Genomic DNA, 20,669 nt, shown 5'->3' with positions numbered 1-20,669 from the left:
TCGGCGGACTTCGCCGCCGTCTCCGCGCATCCGAGCACAAACACCGGACTTGAGGCCTTCGCGCCACCGCGCGGGAGGCCTTCAGGCGCGACGTTTTTTGGGTCATCCAGTCACGCCGAAAACCGCCGCGGCCGCGAAACGACCACCCCCAAGCGTTTGAAACCGCTCCCACCATTCGCCGGGGTACCGAAATCCGGCAAACCCGCGCGCCGCGCGCATGAGGGATAATCGCCGACTCCCACCCCCACCAGCAGAGCAGGCAGCGCCCATGAGCCAGAAGACGATCCTCAACGACGCCCACCGCGCACTCGGCGCCAAGATGGTCGATTTCGGCGGCTGGGACATGCCGATCAGCTACGGCTCGCAGATCGAGGAACACCATCAGGTGCGCCGCGACGCCGGCATGTTCGACGTCAGCCACATGACCGTGGTCGACCTGCGCGGCGCGCGCGTGCGCGAGTTCCTGCGCCGCCTGGTCGCCAACTCGGTCGACAAGCTGCAGAAGTCGGGCAAGGCGCTGTACACCTGCATGCTCAACGAAGACGGCGGCGTCATTGACGACCTGATCGTCTATTTCCACGACGAGGAATACTTCCGCTTGGTGGTCAACGCCGCCACCCGCGAGAAGGATCTGGCGTGGATCGCGAAGCAAGCCGCGGCCTTCGGCGTCGGCGTCACCGAGCGCCCGGAACTGGCGATGATCGCCGTGCAAGGCCCGAACGCGCGCGAGAAGCTGATCGGCCTGCTGCGCGAAGAAGACCGCGCGCGCATCGGCAAGCTCGGCAAGTTCGTCGCCGGCGAGGCCAAGACCGCCGACGGCATCGATCTGTTCGTGGCCCGCACCGGCTACACCGGCGAAGACGGCTTCGAAGTCGTGGTCGCCGAGGACCGCGCGGTGGCGCTGTGGGACGCGCTGCTCGCCGCGGGCGTGAAGCCGGCCGGCCTCGGCGCGCGCGACACGCTGCGCCTGGAAGCCGGCATGAATCTGTACGGCCAGGACATGGACGAGACCGTGTCGCCTTATGAAGCCGCGCTGGCCTGGACCGTCGCGCTCGACGAAGGCCGCGACTTCATCGGCCGCGCCAAGCTCGAACAGCAAAAGGCCGCCGGCGCGCCGCGCCAGATGATCGCGCTGGTGATGGACGAGAAGGGCGTGCTGCGCCACGGCCAGAAGGTGCTGACCGCGCAAGGCGAGGGCGAAATCCTCTCCGGCACGTTCTCGCCGACCCTGGGCAAGTCGATCGCCTTCGCCCGCGTGCCCGCTGGCGAGATCGCGCTCGGCGCGGGCGGCGGCGTGCGCGTGGACATCCGCGGCAAGGAAGTGCCGGTGCGCGTGGTCAAGTTCCCGTTCGTGCGCGAAGGTCAGGCGCAGGACGGCGTGCTGGTCTGAGCGATCGCGCCGCGGCGGCGCCGGCCCGGCTCAATCGCCGGACCGGAGGCCGCGGCGATGCGCCGTTCGGATCCGCTGCGCTGCGCAAGCGCCGCGGGTCCGAGCCGCCGCTCGGATTCGTCGCCCGACGCGTGCCGTCGATCCGCCCGCCGATCCGTTGCTTAGATTCGTTCCGCTAACTCGCCCGCTCGATCCGCGCCGCCGACCGGCGCCCTCGATCCGCCGACCTGAATGGAGCTGCCGCCATGAGCGCCGTCGTCGACTACTACTTCAGCTTGATCTCGCCCTACGTTTATCTCGGCCACGCGCCGCTGTTGGAACTGGCGCGCGAGACCGGCGCGCGGCTGGCCTACAAGCCGGTGCGCATCTTCGAGCTGTTCTCGGCCAACGGCGGCTTGCCGCTGGGCCAGCGCGCGCCCGCGCGCCAGCGCTACCGCCTGATCGAACTGCAGCGCGCGCGCGCCGAGCGCGGCCTGCCGCTGAATCTGACGCCCAAGCACTTCCCGGTCGATCCGGGACTGGCCGACCGCTGCGCGATCGCGCTGTGCGCGGCCGGCCGCGATCCGGCGCAGTACATGGACGCGGTGCTGCGCGCGATCTGGGCGCAGGACGAGGACATCGCCGACCGCGCGCTGCTGGCGCGCGCGTTGCGCGACAGCGGTCACGATGCCGATGCGATCCTCGCCGCGGCCGGCACCGCCGCGGTCGAGGCCACCTACCAAGCCAACACCGCCGCGGCGATCGCCTGCGACCTGCCCGGCCTGCCGGGCTATGTCTTGAACGGCGAACCGTTCTGGGGCCAGGACCGCGTCGGCGCGCTCGGCGCGGCGCTGCGCAGCGGCCGCGAACCGTTCCGGATTCCCGGCGCGGGCTGATCGTTCGCGCCGGTCGTCGTCAACCCCTCCCACGACGCGCCGGCATCGTTAAACTACGCGCCAATATCCGCGTCTCCCCGCAACGTCCGAGGCCCCAGCCATGAGTGAAATTCCCGGCGATCTGAAGTTCATGAAGTCCCACGAGTGGGCCCGCGTCGAAGGCGACGGCAAAGTCACCGTCGGCATCTCCGACCACGCCCAGGGCCTGCTCGGCGATCTGGTCTACGTCGAACTGCCCAACGTCGGCGACCGCGTCGAAGCCGGCAACGCCTCGGCCGTGGTCGAATCGGTGAAGGCCGCTTCGGACGTCTACGCGCCGGTCTCGGGCACCGTCACCGCGGTCAACACCGCGCTGGCCGACAAGCCGGAAACCATCAACGAAGACGCGTACGGCGAAGGCTGGATCTACACCGTCGCCATCGACGAGCCCGACCAGCTCAACGAGCTGCTCTCGCCCGACGACTACGCCGAGCTGCTGGAAGACGACGACCACTGATCGTCCGCCGCGGCCGACGCGTCGGCCACGGCCCCACGGGGAGCGCAGGACCGGACCGCGACGCGGCTTCGGGACTGGCTCCCCGTTTTGTTTGGCGCGGTGGGGTTCGGCCGGCGTCCGGGCGTGGGTCCGGCGCCGCGCCGCTCGAGCGCGCCGTCGCGCGTTCGCGGGGCGATGTTCGCGCCTGTGGGCGCGTCGAGGTCGAGACGGACCGCACCGGAGATCGAACGCGAGTTCGCGGGGCGGAGCTCGCGCCTGCGGGGCGCCGTCGAGGTCGAGATGGACCGCACCGGAGATCGAACGCGCGTTTGCAGGGCGGCGCTCGCGCCTGCGGCGGCGCGTCGAGGTCGAGGCGGACCGCACCCAAGATCGAACGCGCGTTCCCGGCGCGGCGCTCGCGGCTGCGAGGTGCGTCGAGGTTCAGGCGGATCGCACCCGGGATCGAACGCCTTCCGCGAGTCGTCCCGCGCGGCGGCGAAGCGGTGCCCGAAGGCGGGCAGGGCGTTGCGCCGATGCGTTGTCGCGGGTCCCGACGTTCGTTGGCGTCCGCTCGAACCGATCGCTCGATTTCGCGCCGAACCTTGTCCGCGATCGACGTTTCGCGCGTCCGCGAAGCCGGACCGCGTGGGAAGGTCGTCCGCGCGGAAGCGGACGGGGCCGGATCGCCGATGGTTCGGTCCGCCGACTCGGACGCCGCGCAAACGGGCCTCGCCGGAAACCCGCGCTTCGCGCAGCGGCGAAGTCGGGCGCCGCGGGAGGAGCTCGTCGCCGACGCTGCCGTCTCCACCGCAACGGTCGAGGACTCGTCCGTTCGGGTCGCCTCGTCGTCGCGTTCCGTCTGCGCTCGATGCTCGGTGCCCGGCGAGCGCCGCTTCGCCGCGACCGTGCTCGGTTCGCCGCCGAGCCGGACGCGCCGATTCTGAAAACGCTTCATCGTCCCCGGCGAGGGACGCTCGGCGAACCCGCACGCATCGGCGTGCGCGGTCGGAATGCGAATACGAGGTGGCATTCCAACGCGCGCTGTTGACGCGGCCGTAACGCCGACGCGCACATCGCCGCGAGGGCGGCGCGCGTCGCTCGCGGACGCCGTCGCGGCTCGTCGCGACGATCGGCGCGCGTGCCGGGAGAGGTCGGAGCGGCGTCGGCGAGGAACGTTTTGCGCCGCCTCGCTCAAGCTCGCAGCCCGCCGCGCGGGCACCCGAAACGAGTGCGCGGCGCGCCGGCGTTTTCGCACGCGCAGCGTTTTCGCTCGGGAAAAAGCCCTGCGCGTTTTCGCGAGGCCACGTTCGCGCCGTCGCTTGGGCGTCGTCGGTGCGGTGGCCGCCGCGCCGTGCACGCCGGTGCGTCGACCGGCACGCGCGTTGCCGCCGTGCGTCCGCGCCGCCGCCCGATGCGCGCGCCCGCGCCGAACCGCGGCGGTGCGCGGAACACCGCCGCGGTTCGGCGCGAAGAAAGGCGCGCGCCACTTTCGCGTAGCGTTTCGCGCGCGCATCCGCGCGTCGCCGCGCGCGCGTTCCGACAGGCTCGCGACATCTCGTTCGGCCGCACGCCGCGATGCCGGCGCGACGCGTTCGGCGCACGCCGACGCGGCGAGGAAACCGCCGCGCCGACTTCGCCGCCGGCGCGCGCGCGCCGCGCCGCGCGTTCGCCGACGTCGTCGCTCGCCGCCGCCGCGCGCGTCCGCGGCGGACGCATCGAACGCAGCGCGCGGTCGCGACCGACCGACCGACGGTCGGTCGCGGCCGAAAAAAGTTCGCGCACTTTCGCGCATTCGGGCTTGTGCGACGCGAAATCGGAGGCGCCCGCGGAAAGGAATTTTTTCTTCCGGTACAGCTCGTCGCCAACGCCTTCGTCGCGTTCGCGAACGCATGCGCGCGCATCGCGTCGCGCGAAAACAAAAAACGCGAACGCTCCGAAACCCGCGCCACGCTTGGGTTTCAGCGAGGTCGATGAAATTCGTTCGCGCGATGCGCGCGATGCGCGCGCGTTCGACGACGACGCGCGAGCGCGCGCCGGCCGCGCCGGTCGGGTCGGCGGGGCGGAGAAAAAATCGCCGGGGTTGTTGACAGTGGCAAAAAGCGTGATTAGGTTTCGCCCAGCAGACGTTTCCTGCCACGAGAGTGAGAACAGCCAGCGCGACAACACGCAGCACAAATCGAACCTCCGCCCGGACAATCAAACCGGTGGACGTCGGGTTCGCTTCCTCTGCAGAAATGTTGGCCCCGCTCTCTTCGCCGATGACATCCAAAGACCCGATGACATCGAAGACGTCCTGCCCTGCACCCGGTACGCGTTCGGCGGCCCGGGTTTTTGTTTGGCCGCGCGGTTGCGCGGCCGCCCCTGCCCGCCGCTTGGGCGGGCATGCCATCGGTCCGGTCGCCGCCACGGCCGGACGCGATCCCCGATCCGTTCCGACGCGCCTCGCGCGCCGGCGGTTGCACGCGGGTCCGACTCCCGCGGCTCTGCCACCACAGAGTTCTTCACAACTGGGCTTACCGCACCACCACTGATCATCCCTGATCAACTACTGACGAGGAGCCATCCCATGGCCGTTAAGAAAGCCGCTAAGAAGTCCGCCGCCAAGAAAGCGACGAAGAAGGTCGCCAAGAAGGCCGGCGCTAAGAAGGTCGCCAAGAAGGCCACCAAGAAGACCGCCAAGAAGGCCGCCAAGAAGACCGTGAAGAAGGCCGCCAAGAAGGCCGTCCGCAAGACCGCCAAGAAGGCCGCCAAGAAGGCGACCAAGAAGACCGCTAAGAAGGCGGCTAAGAAGGCGACCAAGAAGACCGCTAAGAAGGCTGCCAAGAAGACCGCTAAGAAGGCTGCGAAGAAGGCGACCAAGAAGACCGCCAAGAAGGCTGCCAAGAAGACCGCTAAGAAGGCTGCGAAGAAGGCCCCGAAGAAGGCCGCCAAGCGCGCCCGCAAGCCGAAGGCCGCCGCCATGCCGGCGACCCCGGCTCCGCTGATCTGAATCAGCGCCCCGATTAAGCCGTAATCCGACTCTCTCCCCGCAGCCCAGGCGGGGGGAGAGTTTTTTATTGGGGGTCTTGGTTTTCGCCGCGCCCCGTCGGCTGGCGTCGTGCCGCGTTCGTGCGGGCTCGCCGCTGCCTCGCGTGGCGCCTGTTGGGGCGACAGGACGCTCGATGCCGTGTTCGCTCCGGCCGCGTCCTCGCTTCGGGTCTTCGTCGGCCCCGCGCCGGCTTCACGACGGCGGATGCCCGGCGAGCGTTCCGATCCGGCGCTCACCGCGGATTGCCGCTCGCGTCGTCCTCATCCCGCGCTCGCGACTCGCGGGCTGCCGCTCCGCGCTGCGTTCGTACCGTCGCGCTCGGCGCTAGCGGGTCCGCTTGATCTCCGCCGCCGCGCTCGCGCGCCGATGCCGGCCAGCGCTCGGTCCGCGGTTCGCCACGACGATCGCGCCGAGAATCGCCGCCGCTCACCTTCGTTCACCGTCCCGCGCGCACCGCCTCTTGTCGGCGAACCGCCCGCAGGCCGCGTAGCCGCGCGATGAGGGCGCTAGGATCGGCGCAACGCCACCGTCCGGGGATCGCGCCGTGAAAGCTCTGCTCAAGGGACTGTTCTACCTCGTCGTCTTGCTCGCGCTGGTCTTCGCCGGCGGCGGCTTGTTGCTGCCGGACAAGACCCACGTCGAACGCTCCACGACGATCGACCGGCCGCCGGCGCAGGTCTACGCCATGCTCGATTCGTTCAAGCGCTTCAACGAGTGGTCGCCGTGGTATCAGCTCGAACCCGGCGCGAAGTACAGCTACAGCGGGCCGGACAGCGGCGTCGGCGCCGGCATGGCTTGGAACGGCGAGAAGGTCGGGCGCGGCAGTCAGCGCATCGCCGAATCGGTGCCGCCGGGCAAGATCGCCGTCGCGCTGGACTTCGACGGCAGCCAGGCCACCGCCACCTACACGCTCGCCGCCGAGGGCGAGGGCACGCGGGTGACCTGGGCGCTGGACAGCGATCACGGCTACAACCTGATCGCGCGCTGGTTCGGGCTGCTGATGGAGAAGATGGTCGGCAAGGATTACGAGCAGGGGCTGGCGCGGCTCAAGCAGGTGTTGGAGAGCGATCCGCGCTGAGCCTGCTGAGCCGGCCCGGGTCTCGGGCCGAGCAGCGCGAGCATCGCGGCCGAGCCGAGCCCGCGACAGGCCGATGCTGGCAACGAGAAGGCCCGCCGAAGCGGGCTTTCTTTTTTCGATGCGCTTGACCGGCTTTCGAGTCGAGGGCGGCCGTCGAACCAGCGGGCCGGCTTTCTTCTGCGAGACGCCGAGGCGGCGTCCGCCAACGAAAAGGCCCGCCGAAGCGGGCCTCTCGGTTCGTCGATGGCGCACGGTTTACTTCGGCGCCGCGGTCGACTTCTGCGCGTTGCTGCCGTTGATGTCGCGCGCCGGGCCGACGCCCTCGGACGCGTACAGGCCCGGGTCGTCGAAGCCGTCGACGTCGAGCCAGCGCTGCACCGGCATGCCGATGGCGCGGTCGAGGATGGTCGGCAGCAGGCCGGTGGGCAGGCCGCTCTCGCTGTTCCACAGCACGGCGATGCCGAGGTCGCGCTCGGGGATCATCGCGACCATGCCGCGGTAGCCCTGCACCGCGCCGGCATGGAACACCACGCGGTGGCCGGCGTAGTCGAACACGCGCCAGCCCAGCGCGTAACCGGCCGAGCCGATGCGCTGGCGGCGCCAGCTCGAACCGCGGATTTCGCTGGGCGTATCGACCAGCGGTTGGTGCAGCGTGGCCAGCAGCGGCAGCGGCAGCACGTCGGGGCGGTGGCCGGTCTGGGCGATCAGCCACTGCGCCATGTCGCTGGCGCTGGCGTTGACGCCGGCGGCCGGCGGCAATTGATAGTAGGTCGGCTTCGGCGTCACCGAGGCCCAGCCGCCGCGCGCGCGCACGTGCGGCTTGGCCCAGCGCGCGCTGGCGGTGATGCCTTCCAGGCCGAGGCTGGCGTCGTTCATGCCCAAGGGCTTGAACAAGCGGCGCTGCACCTCTTGGCTGTAGAAATCGCCGGTGGCGGCGAACACCACGTCGCCGATCAGGCTGAAGGCGATGTTCTGGTAGCCGTAGCACGTGCCCGGCTGGCAGGTCATCGGCGCGTAGGCGAGCTTCTGGGTGAGCACGCGGTAATCGGCGTAGTTCTCCAGATCGCGGTCGTAGGTGTTGTGGCCCAGGCCGACGCGGTGGCTGAGCACGTCGGCGACGGTGACGTTGTGCGCGGCGGCGGCGTCGACCAACTGGAAGCCGGGCATGTAGTCGACGATCTTGCTGTCCCAACGCAGGGTGCCGTCGTTGACCAGCAGGCCGGTGAGGGTGCCGGCGAAGCTCTTGGACAGCGAGGCCAGGCGGAACACGGTATGCGCGTCGATCGGCTCGGCGTTGCGCACGTCGGTGACGCCGTAGCCGCGCGCGCTGAGGATCTGGCCGTTGTGGACGATGGCCATGGCCATGCCCGGAATGCGCTGGTCGGCGACCATCGCCTGCGCCATCGACTCGAACTGCTGCACGTCGAACCCGGCGGCGAGCGGCTGCACGCGCACATTGGTGTCGGCCGGCGCGCCGATGCCCAGGCCCTGCGGCGCGGTGCCGTCGCTGCCCTGGCCGCGCGCGACCGCGTCGGTGGACACGGGCGTGGGCAGGGACGGATTGGCCGGCTGCCAGCGCAGCGAGGTCTGCGCGCTGGAGCCCAGGGTGAGGGTGAGCAGCGCCGCGAGCGCACTCACGCGCCAAGGGGTGAGTGAGCGTCGGGAAGGATCGCGTTTCATCGCTCAGCGCCTGCAAAGACCGGGGTGTCCCGATTCTAGCTCCGATCTCAGGGAGTTGAACAACAAGCGCATTCAGGTTTCTGTTTTTTCAGGGATTAATTGCTTTTCGGCAAAGCGGGGGTGAATGGGGGAATGAGGATTTTCGGTGGTGGAAAACCGCGCGGACGCGGCGGGTGGCCGCGTCGGTGGCGCGGCTGTTTTCGGTGTCTCGAGGTGGGGCGCTGTGGGCAAGGCGGCGGGGCGGCGTGCCGGGGCGTCGCGGGAGCCAGGATGGTTGCGTCAGGTCGGGATCGTTGTCGGGCGGGGATCGTCGCGTTCCGAGCCGGCGACCTCGCGCCGAGGACGCCCTCCCTAGAACGTCATCCCCAGCACGTCATCCCCGCGAAGGCGGGGATCCAGAGACTTCAGCGCGATGCTTCGGAGGAGCCCCAGATGCCCCGCCTTCGCGGGCATGACGGCAGGTGGGTTACGCGGCATCTCGCGGCTTCGTAGCCTCGATCCGATCCGATCCGATCCGATCCGAATGCCGAAACTCAAACCCGCCCGCGAATCAAATCCGCCGCGCGCTCGGCGATCATGATCGTCGGCGCGTTGGTATTGCCGCCGATCAAGGTCGGCATCACCGAGGCGTCGATCACGCGCAGCCCGTCGACGCCGCGCACGCGCAATTGCGGATCGACCACCGACGCCGCGTCGCTGCCCATGCGGCAGGTGCCGACCGGGTGGTAGATGCTCTCGGCCTTCGCCCGCACGAACGCTGCCAATCCGGCGTCGTCGAGATCGTCGCGGGCGGGGAAGATCGGCGTGCCGCGATAGGCGTCGAAGGCGGCTTGGCGCAACAGCGTGCGCGAGAGCTTGGCGCACTCGACGGTCATCTTCAGATCGAAGCCCTCGGCGTCGCCGAGGTAATTCGGATGCAGGCGCGGCTTGTCGCCGGCGCTGGCGCTGGCCAGTTCCAGATGGCCGCGGCTGCGCGGCCGCAGGAAACACGCGTGCACGGTGTAGCCGTCGCCGGCGAGGCGATGGCGGCCGTGATCGTCGAGCATCGCTGGCACGAAGTGGAACTGGATGTCGGCGCGATCGTCGCTGGCGTATTGCGAGCGCACGAAACCGCCGGCCTCGGCCATGTTGCTGCTGCCGATGCCGCGGTGGCCGCGCAGGAAGTAATCGAAGATCGCCTTCACTTCGCTGGCGCGGTCGTAAGTCACGCGCTGGGTGGAATGGAACAGCGTGCAGATGTCCAGATGGTCCTGCAGGTTCTGCCCGACCTGCGCCGAATCGGCCAACACCTCGATGCCGTGCCGGCGCAACTGCGCCGCCGGGCCGATGCCCGAGAGCATCAGCAACTGCGGCGAATTGATCGCGCCGCCGCACAGCAGCACCTCGCGCGTCGCGCGCTGGTGCATCGCGCGGCCGCCGTGGCGATAGGTCACGCCGGCGGCGCGGCCGTTCTCGAAGGTGATGCGGTTGACCAGCGCGCCGGTGACGACCTGCAGGTTGCGGCGCTCGCGCGCCGGATCCAGATAGGCCACGGCGGTGGAGCAGCGCGCGCCGTTCTTCTGGGTCACCTGATAGAAGCCGAAGCCTGCTTGCTGCGGTCCGTTGAAATCGCGGTTGCGGTCGTAGCCGGCTTGCGCGGCGGCGTCGATGAAGGCCGACGACAGCGGATTGGTGTGGCGCAGGTCCGACACGTACAACGGACCGAGGCTGCCGTGCAGCGCATCGTCGCCGCGGCTGTTGCGCTCGCTGCGCTTGAAATAGGGCAGGGCGTCGTTCCAGCTCCAACCCTCGGCGCCGAGCGCGGCCCATTCGTCGTAATCGCCGGGCACGCCGCGGATGTAGCACATGGCGTTGATCGAGCTGGAGCCGCCGAGCACGCGCCCGCGCGGCCACCACAGCGCGCGGCCGTCGAGCTGGGGCTCCGGCGCGGTGTTGTAGTCCCAGTTCACGCCCTTCTGGTTGACCAGCTTGGCGATACCGCCGGGCATGTGGATGAAGGGGTGGTAATCGCGCGGACCGGCTTCGATCAACAGCACCCGGGTGTCGGGATCCTCGCTGAGGCGGTTGGCGAGAACGCAGCCGGCCGAGCCGGCGCCGATGATGATGTAGTCGAACTCGGTGGGCACTGGCGGTTCCCGCTAAGGCGCGGCGTGGCGTGCGGCGCTGATCGGGCGACCGTAAGCGCGGCGCCTAGAGTAAATGCTCCCAACGACCCGGCCCCGCCCGCGCAAGCCGCGTATCGCACTGTAGGAGCGGCGCAAGCCGCGACCGCGCCACCGCACACACGACGCAACCGGCCGCTCCGCGGTCGCGGCTCACGCCGCTCCTACAGGGCAAGCCCTCCCCACCGCCGACGCCTGCCACGTATCGCACTGTAGGAGCGGCGCAAGCCGCGACCGCGCCACCGCACATACGACGCAACCGGCCGCTCCGCGGTCGCGGCTCGCGCCGCTCCTACAGGGCAAGCCCTCCGCACCGCCAACATCTGCCGCGTATTGCACTGTAGGAGCGGCGCAAGCCGCGACCGCGCCACCGCACACACGACGCAACCGGCCACCCCGCGATCGCGGCTCACGCCGCGCCTACCGCGCGAGATCCGAGCCGAAGCGCCACGCGCAGTGGTGGCGGCGACCCGCGCCTTGGGCTACCGTGCCGGCAATCGCGCGGCCGCCACGGCGGCGCGGGGCGGCGGCGGCCGCGGCGGGCACGGCGCGGAGCCGGTGCGGCGCGCGGCCGACCACGATCTGCAGGGCCGGCGGCGAGGCGCCGCCGGTTCACTCATGGAGCGACGCGATGTCGGCAGTGCAAGGCGCCACCCTGTCCGGCGGACGGGTCCACACCGGGGAATGGCGCGCGGTGGCCTTGTCGCTGGCCTATTTCTTCTGCGTGCTGACCGCGTACTACGTGATCCGCCCGGTCCGCGACCAACTCAGCGCCGCGGTCGGCTCGACCCAATTGCCGTGGTTCTACGCCGCCTCGTTCCTGGCCACGCTGGCGCTCACGCCGGTGTTCTCCGCGCTGGTCTCGCGCTACCCGCGGCGGGTGGTGGTGCCGCTGGTGTACGGCTTCTTCATCGCCTGCCTGATCGGCTTCGTGCCCTTGTTCGGCGAGCGCGGCCCGCTCGGCGCGCACGCGCTGGGCGTGGTGTTCTTCGTCTGGATCAGCGTGTTCAACCTGTTCGTGGTGTCGGTGTTCTGGAGCTTCATGACCGACATCTGGAACGAAGGGCAGGCGCGGCGGCTGTTCCCGATCATCGCCATCGGCGGCACGGTCGGCTCGCTGGTCGGGCCGGCGCTGACCCGCGAACTGGTCGGCACGATCGGCGTGGCGCCGCTGCTGCTGGTCTCCGCCGGCCTGCTGTGCGTCGCGCTGGGACTGGTGCTGGCGCTGGGCCAGTGGTCGCGCGTGCACGGCACGCGCCGCTTCGAGGGCCAGCACGAAGCGGCCATCGGCGGCGGCATGTTCGACGGGATCAAGCAGATCTTCGCCAATCCGTTCGTGCGCTCGATGGCGGTGCTGATGCTGCTCGGCGACTGGATCGGCACGGTCAACTACGGTCTGGTCGTGGACTACTCCAAGGCCACCTTCGCCGACGCGGTGTCGCGCACCCGCTTCGCCGCCGACCTCGACCTGATGACCAACATCGTCGCCCTGAGCACCCAGGTGCTGATCACGCCGTGGCTGCTGTCGCGGCGCGGCGCGGCCGCGGTGATCGGGGTGTGGTCGGTGGTGACGGTGGCGGTGCTGATCCTCGCCGCCGTGGTCGGCGACGTTTACCAGCCGCTGACCCAACTGTTTCCCGCTTACGGCGCGCTGATCGCGCAATTGCCGTCCGGCGCCGCCGGCCTGATCGGCCCGCTGCCGGCGGTGGCGCTGGCGCTGGTGATCAGCCGCGGCCTGTCCTACGGCATGGTCGGCCCGGCGCGCGAGAGCCTGTTCGCCAGCGCCGCGCGCACCCTGCGCTACAAGGGCAAGAACGCGGTCGACACCGCGGTGTGGCGCTTCGGCGACGTGATGGTCGCCAGCACCATGGTGGCGCTGCGCAGCGCCGGCGCCGGCGTCGCCGGCTTGGCCGGACTGAGCGCGGCGGTGGCGCTGGGCGCCGGCGTGGTCGGCTGGAACCTGACCCGTTGGGTGCAGCGCGGCGGCGCCGACGACGCGGCGCGGGACGCGCGCGCATGATCCGCGCATGACCCGGCGCGGCTGGCGCCCATGGCCGCGCAACGCGTGGCTGCAACGCATATTCGTCGGCACCGTGCTGATCGCGCTGGGCTGTCTGGCCTGGGGCTTTTTCTGGGAACCGCGGCAACTGGTCGAACGCGACTACGACTTCGCCCTGCCGCACTGGTCGCCCGAATGCGAAGGCCTGCGCCTGGACGTGGTCGCCGATATCCACACCGGCTCGCCGCACAACGGCCTGGACAAGCTCGACGAGATCGTCGCCCGCCTGATCGCCAGCGACGCGCCCGCGGTGCTGATGGCCGGCGACTACGTCATCCTCAGCGTCCTCGGCGGCACCTACATCTCCGCCGACGAACTCGCCCCGCACCTCAGGCCGCTGACTGCGCGCAAGCCGGTGTACGCCGTGCTCGGCAACCACGACTGGTGGAAGGACGGTGCGCGCGTGCGCGCCGCGCTGGAATCGGCCGGGGTGATCGTGCTCGAAGACCAAGCGCGCGAAGTGCGCCTGGGCCGCTGCAAGCTGTGGATCGTCGGCATCGGCGACAAATGGGAAACCCGCCACGACATCGCCGGCGCCTTCGCCGGCGTGAACGACGCCGCCCCCGCCATCGCGCTGACCCACAACCCCGACCTGTTCCCCGACATCCCGTCGCGCGCCTCGCTCACCGTCGCCGGCCACACCCACGGCGGCCAGGTGCGCCTGCCGTGGATCGGCACGCCGGTGGTCCCGGCGCAGATGCGCTATGCCGGCGGTTACACCATCGAGCACGGTCGGTCGTTGTTCGTCTCCACCGGCATCGGCACCAGCATCCTGCCGGTGCGCTTCGGCGTGCCGCCGGAGATTTCGCGGTTGACGTTGCGGGCGGCGGCGAGGGAGCCGGCGGGTGCCGCGCGCTGAGCGGTAAAGCCGCGCGGCCGTGCGCCCGGGACGGCCCGGCGTCGAGCCCGCACGCGCCCGGAACTCAGCGAGTCCGGGCGAGGCACCGGATTCGACGCGAATTCACCGCGACCGGCCGCCCTGCGGTTCAAGCGCTTCGGCCGCGACCGCGGGTGCGCCGGGCTGCGCCGACGACAGCGTCTGCAACTCGCGCTGGACTTGTTCCATCGGCGGCGCCTGCTTCGGATCGACGCTGACGTGGAACCCCGGCGTGCTTCCGCCGATCCAGATCTTTCCCTCGCTCAAGCCGATCTTGCTCGGATCGATTTGATCGGCTTCAAGCCCACCGCGCTTGGCCTGCAACATCGCGTGGGCAACGGCGTGATCGGGCACATGCTCGGGCAGCCGCTCGCGCAGCAGTTGGAAGTAGGCGCGGTCTTCGGAGCCGGGGCCGCCCGGCGATCGCGCGGACGGATCGAGAAAGGGCGAACGCGTCGCCGGCTCCGCGGGCCGCGGCGCCGATTCGGGCGGCGCTCGCGGCGCGGGCGGCGCGAGCCCGGGGCTGCTGTCGGAGAACCCCGGCGGCAACGGAAAACCAGGTAGTTTCAAGGCCTGCAGATCTACTTTCACCTCAGGCGCAGGCCGGCCGGGATCGGCGCGCGCGGCATCGAGCTCGGCGCGGTAGGCCTGGCTCAGATTGCGGTGGGTATAGACCTCCGGATACCGGTTCCGGTCGTAGAAGTACTTGCCCATCGCCTCGACGTTGTCCGCATTGACGGCGATCTGGCCGTTCGCGCCGATGGTCAGGCCGGCCTTGGGCGCGTACGTGCGCTTGCCGTCCGCGTCGAGACCGACATCGAAGTACTGCTGCATCTGATCGGACGAGGCGTACAGCTTGGCGTACAACTGCCCGGGCGTGGCATCGGGATTTTCCCGGCGCACGTGCGCGGCCAGGACGTTGAAGCCGGCGATCTGGTCGTTGGATTCGCGCAGCCGCGCGCTGTCGTTGTGGCTCTTCAGTATGGCGGTGTAGTCGTGCGGCGACGGTCCGGCCGCGATCCGTGCGATTTCCTGCCTGCTCGCTTCGCCGTTGCGCGCGATGTCGGTCTTGTTGATCGAATGCTCGATCTCGTGGCCGAACACCATGCGCAAGGTATTGGCCTTCTGTGGGTCCGAGGCGGAGGCTCGGAGCACATCCATCGGCAGGGCGATGGAGTCGTCGCTCGGGTCGAAGCCGCCCATCACCCCACGCGCGCGCAGCGCCGGATCCAAGGCCTTGAACCGGTCCAGGTTGCCGTCGCCGATCGCGGTCAGCATCCGCGATTCCAGTTCCGGCGTGGTCTTGATCAGGTTGCGCAGATTGGCTCCGTCGCCCGGATTGGCGCGCTCGAAGTCGCTCAGCATGGTGTCCAGAGTTTCGGCGGGAGTCGGCATGGCCGGGTCCCCGCTCAGGACTGCGTGCTGATATGCAAACCGGCGACGCAGGCGCGTCCTTCGCCGGGATCGGCATCCTCATAGGCGAGCAAGCTCACCTCGACCTTGCCGCGCACGAAGCTCAGGGGCTCTACGCCGCGAAAGCCGAACCCCGGATCGGGCGCATGCGGCGCCAACCGGACTTCCTCGAAGCCTTGGCGAGACAGCGCGCGCCGGTAGCCGTCGACGTCCAGCGCGCAGATCGCGGCCGGATCGGCGGGCTTGCCGCGGTCGGCGCGGGCATCGATGAACTCGAAGTCCAGTCGGCTCGGCGCCTGTCCCTGGCGATAAGACACCGAGGCCAAACTGTACGCCCAGTCGGCGTCGACCCGACCGGACGCGGCGTACTCGGTGCGGTCCGCGGAATGGATGCGCACGGGCAGCCCGGTCTGACGCTCTATGTTCTCCGGCGCCAGATCGGCCGCGCCGTGGATGCTGTCGATCAGCTTCAGCACGCGGGCGATGAGCTGTCCCGATTCGATCGGGGCGGACGCATCGGCGGGGGAATGGGTCATGGCGGCGTTCTCCTTGGCCGGCGCGTGAATGAAGTTCGGTCCGGTGCAGGCCGGCGCGAGCAGCACGCACAGCCAAATCGGTCGGAACCGCGCGGCGATGGCGTTGTTGGCGTGCATGGCGTCCTGCTCTGGCATCCCGAGGTCCAGGCTATCGGCGCGAGCGCCGATGGGCAATGCATCGGACCGAATTCGTGGCCCTGGTCGCGGAATCTCGGTTTTCTTGCTTTCCGAGGATGCCGAACGGCACGCGCGATGAGGACATCCGCGATGACCTGCGCGATTCGGTGCGCATCGCAGCCTATGCCAAAGGTCGGGATGACCATCCGCAGACGCCGCCGCTCTTCGCGCGGCGCTAGTTTGTCGGCGGGAAAAGGGAGCTGCGACCATGCGCGAACCGTGCTTGCGGTGCGGATGCGAACGCGTGCGCGCGCCGTCGGGCGCGGTGCGCGGCGAGGATGAGTCTTGCGCGTGCGAACGCGGAGCGCGCGCATGAGCGGCTTGCGCAAGGCCTTGGCGCAGACGCCGCCGCTGTGGTGGTCGCTGCTTTATTTCTTCTGCTTGCTATGCGGCTATTACGTATTGCGCCCGGTGCGCGATGCGATGGGCGCCTCGGCCGACGCCGCCACGGTGTTTCCGCACGCCTGGATCGAATGGGCGCGCGGCCACGGTTGGGAACTCAAGGATTTCGTGCTGCAGGTGTTGTTCACCTGCACTTTCGTCGCGATGCTCGCCTTGCAGCCGGTGTACGGCGCATTGGTCGCGCGCTTCCCACGTCGCGCGTTGCTGCCGATGGTGTACGGCGTCTTCATCGTCTGCCTGTTCGGTTTCCACTGGGCCTTCCACGCGCAAGCGCCGGGCCGCGGCATGGTTTTCTTCGTGTGGACCGCGATCTTCAATCTGTTCGCGGTGACGGTGTTCTGGAGCTACATGGCCGATGTGTTCGACGACCGCCAGGCGCGTCGCGTCTACGGCTACATCGGCGCGGGCGGCACCGCCGGCGCGGTGATCGGGCCGATGTTGACCCAGTGGTTGGTGCAGCCCTTGGGCGTGGCGAATCTGCTGTTGGTCTCGGCCGGCTTCTTGTCGGTGTGCGTGCTGTGCGTGGTGCGGCTGCGGCCGTGGGCGGTCGCGCGCGAACGCGCGCAGGGGCTGGCCAGCGGCGAGGGCGCGATGGGCGGTTCGGTCTGGGCCGGGCTCAAGCTGGTGTGGCAGAAGCCGGCGCTGCGGGCGATGGCGATCACCCTGTTTTTCAGCGTCGGCGCGGCGACCCTTCTCTACAACCAGCAGTCGGCGATCGCGCGCGAGTTCTATCCCAGCGCCGAAGCGGCCACGCGCTATTTCGCCCGCATCGACAGCGCGGTGAACCTGCTGGCGATCCTCATGCAGTTGTTGCTCACGCGCTGGTTGCTCAACCGCCACGGCGTCGCGCCCGCGTTGTTGATGCCGGGCTTGATCTTGATGCTCGGTTTCGCCGCGCTGATGGCCTCGCCGCTGCCGATGATGGTGGCGCTGGTGCAGGTGGCGCAGCGCGCGAGCGAGTTCGCCCTGTCCAAACCGGCGCGCGAGACCTTGTATACGCGCATGGACCGGCCCTCGCGCTACAAAGGCAAGGCGGTGATCGATACCGCGGTGTTCCGCGGCACCGATCTGGCCTTCGTCTGGATCCACAAGGCCGTCGCCTTGCTCGGCACCCAAGCCGTGTTCGCCGCCGGCGCGCTCGCCGCCGCGGGCATGACCGCCGGCGCCTGGAGCATCGTGCGCGCGCAACGCGAATTGCCCGGCGCGGACTCCGCCGCACCGTCCATCGAACCCAACCCACGAGGTGCCGCATGACCATCGATCGCCGCGATTTCCTCGCCGCCGGCGCGGCCGCCGCGAGCCTGCTCGCGCTGCCCGGCGGCGCGCTCGCCGCCGCCAAACCCAAGTCGCTGAAACTGCTGGTGCTCGGCGGCACCGGCTTCCTCGGCCCGCATTTCGTCGAGGCGGCGCGCAAGCGCGGGCATACGCTGACCCTGTTCAATCGCGGCAAGACCAACCCGGACAAGTTCTCCGGCGAGGACTATCGCGACATCGAGCAACTGCACGGCGACCGCAAGACCGATATGTCGGCGTTGCAGGGCGAGCGGACCTGGGATGCGGTGCTCGACACCTCGGCCTACATTCCGGCCGATGTCACGCGCTCGGCCAAGTTGCTGGCACCGAAGGTCAAGCAATACCTCTTGGTCTCGACCATTTCGGTCTACGCCAAGAACGATGTGCCCGCCGACGAGAATTCGCCGGTGGCGGTGCTGGCCGATCCCACCGTCGATAAAGTCAGCAACGAAACCTACGGCGGCCTCAAGGCGCTGTGCGAGAAAGCGGCCGAGGCCGAACTGCCGGGCCGCACGACCGTGGTGCGGCCGGGATTGATCGTCGGCCCCGGCGACAACAGCGACCGCTTCACCTACTGGCCGGCGCGCGCCGATCGCGGCGGCGAAATCCTCGCGCCGGGCAGCGCGCAAGACCCGACCCAGTTCATCGACGTGCGCGACCTTGCCGCGTTCCTGCTGACGACCCTCGAACGCGGCCACGTCGGCACCTACAACGCCGACGCCGAGCCCGGCGCGCTGACCATGGGCGCGGTGCTGCGCGAATCGCAGAAGGCCTCGGGCAAAAAATCGACGACGACCTGGGCGTCGGCGGATTTTCTCGAAGCGCAAAAGGTTTCGGCCTGGGGCGACATGCCGGCTTGGGTGCCGGCGCGCGGCGAGAACGCGGGCTTCGGCCGCACCTCGGTGAGCAAGGCGCGCGCCGCCGGTCTGACTTACCGCCCGTTGCGCGAGACCGTGCGCGACACGCTCGCGTGGTGGCGCAAGCTGCCGGAGGAGCGGCGGGCCAAGCCGAAGGCGGGGTTGTCGGCGCAGCGCGAGGGCGAGGTGCTGGCGGCTTGGCATGCGCAAGCGCAGCAGGAGAAGAAGGGCGGTTGACGCGCTCCCGTCATTCCGGCGAAAGCCGGAATCCATTTTGATCTTGCCCGTCATTCCGGCGAAAGCTGGAACCCGTTCTGATCTTGCCCTTCATTCCGGCGAAAGCCAGAACCCGTTCTGATCTTGTCCGTCATTCCGGCGAAAGCCGGAATCCATTTTGATCTTGCCGTCGCTTTGGCTTCGGCTCGCGCATAAAAACGAAGGTAAGGCCCACAGCAAAAGCAAAATGGATTCCGGCTTTCGCCGGAATGACGGGTGGGGGCGCGGGCAGGACGGGTGGGGACGCAGGTAGGGCGGGGGACGCAGGCAGGACGGGGGGACGCAGGCAGGGCGGGAGGGCGCAGGCAGGGCGGGAGGGCGCCGGAATGACGGGTGGCGAGTGGCCGAGCCGCCTTGAAGCGGAGGCGAGGCCGCTGGTCTTAGGGAAGCGGCTTCCTGGGCAGTCGCCCCGTGCGCGGGGGACGCTGTCGATTCGTTGGTCACCGGCCCGCGAACTAAGTTGCGCCGCGCCGCCGGGCTAAGCCTTATGCTGCCGTCTCACACCCAAGAGACCGCCACATGCCTTGGCTAGCCACCGCCCTGATCGCCCTGGTCGCCTTGCTCCACACGTGGTTCCTGGTCCTGGAAATGTTCCTGTGGACCAAGCCGCTCGGCATGAAGACCTTCCGCATGAACCCGGACAAGGCCGAGCAGACGAAAGTGCTGGCGGCCAACCAAGGCCTCTACAACGGCTTCCTGGTCGCCGGCTTGGTCTGGAGCTTGATCTGCGCGCGCCACGACGTGGCGACGTTCTTCCTGGTCTGCGTGGTGGTGGCCGGCGCGTTCGGCGCGGCCACGGTCAGCCGCCGGATCTTCTACGTGCAGGCGGTGCCGGCGATCGCCGCGTTGGCGGCGCTGTGGCTGCTGTGATCGCGGGTCCGCGCTAGATCGCGCGGCGAAGGACGCGCAATCGCCGCGCCGGACTCGTACGGTCTAAGCCGCACGGCGGAGGGGCGCAACACACCGCCGATCCGCACCGTTGCAATCGTCAGATCCCGCAACCGGCGCCGCGTGGCGCCGGTTGCGCTCTATCGCTCGGCTCAGCCGTGCAGCTTCTTCGCCGTCTCGGCCACTTCGCGGCCCTGATAACGCGCCGCGTCGAGCTCGTTCTGGGTCGGCTGACGCGAACCGTCGCCGCCGGTGATCGTGGTCGTGCCGTACGGCGAACCGCCGGTGACCTCGTCCAGGCGCATCTGCCCGGCGTAGCCGTAGTTCAAGCCGACGATCACCATGCCGAAGTGCAGCAGGTTGGTGATGATCGAGAACAGCGTGGTCTCCTGACCGCCGTGCTGGGTCGCGGTCGAGGTGAACGCCGCGCCGACCTTGCCGTGCAGCGCGCCCTTGGCCCACAGCCCGCCGGCTTGATCGAGGAAGTTGGCCATCTGCGAGGACATCCGGCCGAAGCGCGTACCGGTGCCGACGACGATGGCGTCGTAGTGCTCCAGATCCGCGATCTGAGCGACCGGTGCGGCCTGATCGAGCTTGTAATGCGAGCGGCGCGCCACCTCTTCCGGCACCAGCTCCGGCACGCGCTTGATGTCGACCTGCGCGCCGGCTTCGCGGGCGCCTTCGGCGACGGCATTGGCCATCTGCTCGCAGTGGCCGTACGCGGAGTAATAAAGAACCAGAACTTTCGCCATCGCAGTCGCCTCGGGTTTGGACAGGGCGAGGAGACTAGGCGCGGGAGATGACAAGAGGTGTGACGGCCGTCATCGATTGCATCGGGAGCGCGATTACAAGTGCGAAGCGAGGGTAGGCGCGCCCTGCGTTGCGCACTGGCGCAACCGCCGGCCCGACGGCATCGAGCCCTGGGCGCCTCCCGCGAGCGATGCCCACCCTGCCGCGCCGCGCCGCGCGCGACTAGCCCGCATCGCGGGATAAACCGTCCCGATCCGCGCGAAACGCGGCAAACTCCGCAACGCCAAGGCTTGCGCGCATCGTCCCCGCTCCGGAACAATGCCGCGGTGGCGATGCGGTTTATCCCGTCATCGCCCGCGCCTACAGTGGCGCCACTCGCCGGCACGCCCTACCGGCCCGGTTCCCCCACCGAATCCCCTTCTCTTTGTCGCCCACCGGCGCGCCCGCGCGCGT

17 protein-coding genes are annotated in these 20,669 nt (G+C 69.5%); 11 read left to right on the top strand and 6 right to left on the bottom strand.

The window, feature by feature from the left end:
* Positions 1–268 precede the first annotated feature (268 nt).
* The 3 genes from gcvT to gcvH all read left to right on the top strand — a co-directional run bounded on the left by gcvT (position 269) and on the right by gcvH (position 2,761).
* Positions 269–1,390, top strand: coding sequence for a glycine cleavage system aminomethyltransferase GcvT (gene gcvT, locus J5226_RS24115; protein WP_215837608.1), 1,122 nt, complete (start codon positions 269–271; stop codon positions 1,388–1,390).
* A gap of 245 nt (positions 1,391–1,635) precedes the next feature.
* Positions 1,636–2,265 carry a 2-hydroxychromene-2-carboxylate isomerase gene (locus J5226_RS24110; protein WP_215837607.1) on the top strand — a complete coding sequence of 210 codons (630 nt, stop codon included), beginning with the start codon at positions 1,636–1,638 and terminating at the stop codon, positions 2,263–2,265.
* Between the two features lie 100 nt (positions 2,266–2,365).
* Positions 2,366–2,761, top strand: coding sequence for a glycine cleavage system protein GcvH (gene gcvH, locus J5226_RS24105; protein WP_215837605.1), 396 nt, complete (start codon positions 2,366–2,368; stop codon positions 2,759–2,761).
* 1,170 nt (positions 2,762–3,931) lie between these two features.
* On the opposite strand, the gene J5226_RS24100 is transcribed toward gcvH, so the two are convergent.
* Positions 3,932–4,906, bottom strand: coding sequence for a hypothetical protein (locus J5226_RS24100; protein WP_215837603.1), 975 nt, complete (start codon positions 4,904–4,906; stop codon positions 3,932–3,934).
* Positions 4,907–5,306: 400 nt separating this feature from the next.
* On the opposite strand from J5226_RS24100, the gene J5226_RS24095 reads away from it, so the two are divergent.
* Both J5226_RS24095 and J5226_RS24090 read left to right on the top strand, forming a co-directional pair.
* Positions 5,307–5,729, top strand: a complete 423-nt coding sequence (locus J5226_RS24095) for a hypothetical protein (protein ID WP_215837601.1) — start codon at positions 5,307–5,309, stop codon at positions 5,727–5,729.
* A gap of 583 nt (positions 5,730–6,312) precedes the next feature.
* Entirely contained in the window at positions 6,313–6,846 is a 534-nt protein-coding gene (locus J5226_RS24090) for an SRPBCC family protein (RefSeq protein WP_215837599.1), read from the top strand.
* A gap of 255 nt (positions 6,847–7,101) precedes the next feature.
* Here the strand turns inward: J5226_RS24090 and J5226_RS24085 are convergent, their stop codons facing one another.
* Together J5226_RS24085 and J5226_RS24080 are read right to left on the bottom strand one after the other, a co-directional pair.
* Positions 7,102–8,484 (bottom strand): serine hydrolase domain-containing protein, encoded by a 1,383-nt coding sequence (locus tag J5226_RS24085; protein WP_255322922.1) that lies wholly within the window; start codon positions 8,482–8,484, stop codon positions 7,102–7,104.
* Between the two features lie 575 nt (positions 8,485–9,059).
* Positions 9,060–10,652, bottom strand: a complete 1,593-nt coding sequence (locus J5226_RS24080; protein ID WP_215837595.1) for a choline dehydrogenase — start codon at positions 10,650–10,652, stop codon at positions 9,060–9,062.
* Between the two features lie 667 nt (positions 10,653–11,319).
* On the opposite strand from J5226_RS24080, the gene J5226_RS24075 reads away from it, so the two are divergent.
* Both J5226_RS24075 and J5226_RS24070 read left to right on the top strand, forming a co-directional pair.
* Positions 11,320–12,708 carry an MFS transporter gene (locus J5226_RS24075; protein WP_215837593.1) on the top strand — a complete coding sequence of 463 codons (1,389 nt, stop codon included), beginning with the start codon at positions 11,320–11,322 and terminating at the stop codon, positions 12,706–12,708.
* 7 nt (positions 12,709–12,715) lie between these two features.
* Positions 12,716–13,606: a metallophosphoesterase gene (locus J5226_RS24070; protein WP_215837591.1), complete on the top strand. Its 891-nt coding sequence runs from the start codon at positions 12,716–12,718 to the stop codon at positions 13,604–13,606.
* A 102-nt stretch (positions 13,607–13,708) separates the two neighbouring features.
* On the opposite strand, the gene J5226_RS24065 is transcribed toward J5226_RS24070, so the two are convergent.
* The gene (locus J5226_RS24065) at positions 13,709–14,902 is read right to left on the bottom strand and encodes a hypothetical protein (RefSeq protein ID WP_215837589.1); all 1,194 of its coding nucleotides are present in this window, start codon (positions 14,900–14,902) and stop codon (positions 13,709–13,711) included.
* 131 nt (positions 14,903–15,033) lie between these two features.
* A complete protein-coding gene (locus J5226_RS24060; protein ID WP_215837588.1) occupies positions 15,034–15,639 on the bottom strand; it encodes a hypothetical protein in 606 nt (201 codons plus the stop codon).
* Positions 15,640–15,746: 107 nt separating this feature from the next.
* Between J5226_RS24060 and J5226_RS24055 the strand changes: the two genes are divergently transcribed.
* The 4 genes from J5226_RS24055 to J5226_RS24040 all read left to right on the top strand — a co-directional run bounded on the left by J5226_RS24055 (position 15,747) and on the right by J5226_RS24040 (position 19,448).
* Entirely contained in the window at positions 15,747–15,929 is a 183-nt protein-coding gene (locus tag J5226_RS24055) for a hypothetical protein (protein ID WP_215837586.1), read from the top strand.
* Between the two features lie 133 nt (positions 15,930–16,062).
* Positions 16,063–17,406 carry an MFS transporter gene (locus J5226_RS24050; RefSeq protein ID WP_215837584.1) on the top strand — a complete coding sequence of 448 codons (1,344 nt, stop codon included), beginning with the start codon at positions 16,063–16,065 and terminating at the stop codon, positions 17,404–17,406.
* Entirely contained in the window at positions 17,403–18,539 is a 1,137-nt protein-coding gene (locus J5226_RS24045; protein WP_215837582.1) for an NAD-dependent epimerase/dehydratase family protein, read from the top strand. The genes J5226_RS24050 and J5226_RS24045 overlap by 4 nt, the downstream gene beginning before the upstream one ends.
* A gap of 558 nt (positions 18,540–19,097) precedes the next feature.
* A complete protein-coding gene (locus tag J5226_RS24040; RefSeq protein ID WP_215837580.1) occupies positions 19,098–19,448 on the top strand; it encodes a DUF1304 domain-containing protein in 351 nt (116 codons plus the stop codon).
* A 170-nt stretch (positions 19,449–19,618) separates the two neighbouring features.
* Here the strand turns inward: J5226_RS24040 and wrbA are convergent, their stop codons facing one another.
* Complete coding sequence (wrbA, locus tag J5226_RS24035; protein ID WP_215837578.1) at positions 19,619–20,218, bottom strand: NAD(P)H:quinone oxidoreductase; 600 nt, start codon at positions 20,216–20,218, stop codon at positions 19,619–19,621.
* Positions 20,219–20,669 lie beyond the last annotated feature (451 nt).

The sequence above is a fragment of the Lysobacter sp. K5869 genome (assembly GCF_018847975.1).
GTDB lineage: Bacteria > Pseudomonadota > Gammaproteobacteria > Xanthomonadales > Xanthomonadaceae > Lysobacter.
Note: the sequence above shows the minus strand (reverse complement) of the source record. Positions and strands in the feature narration are given on the sequence as shown.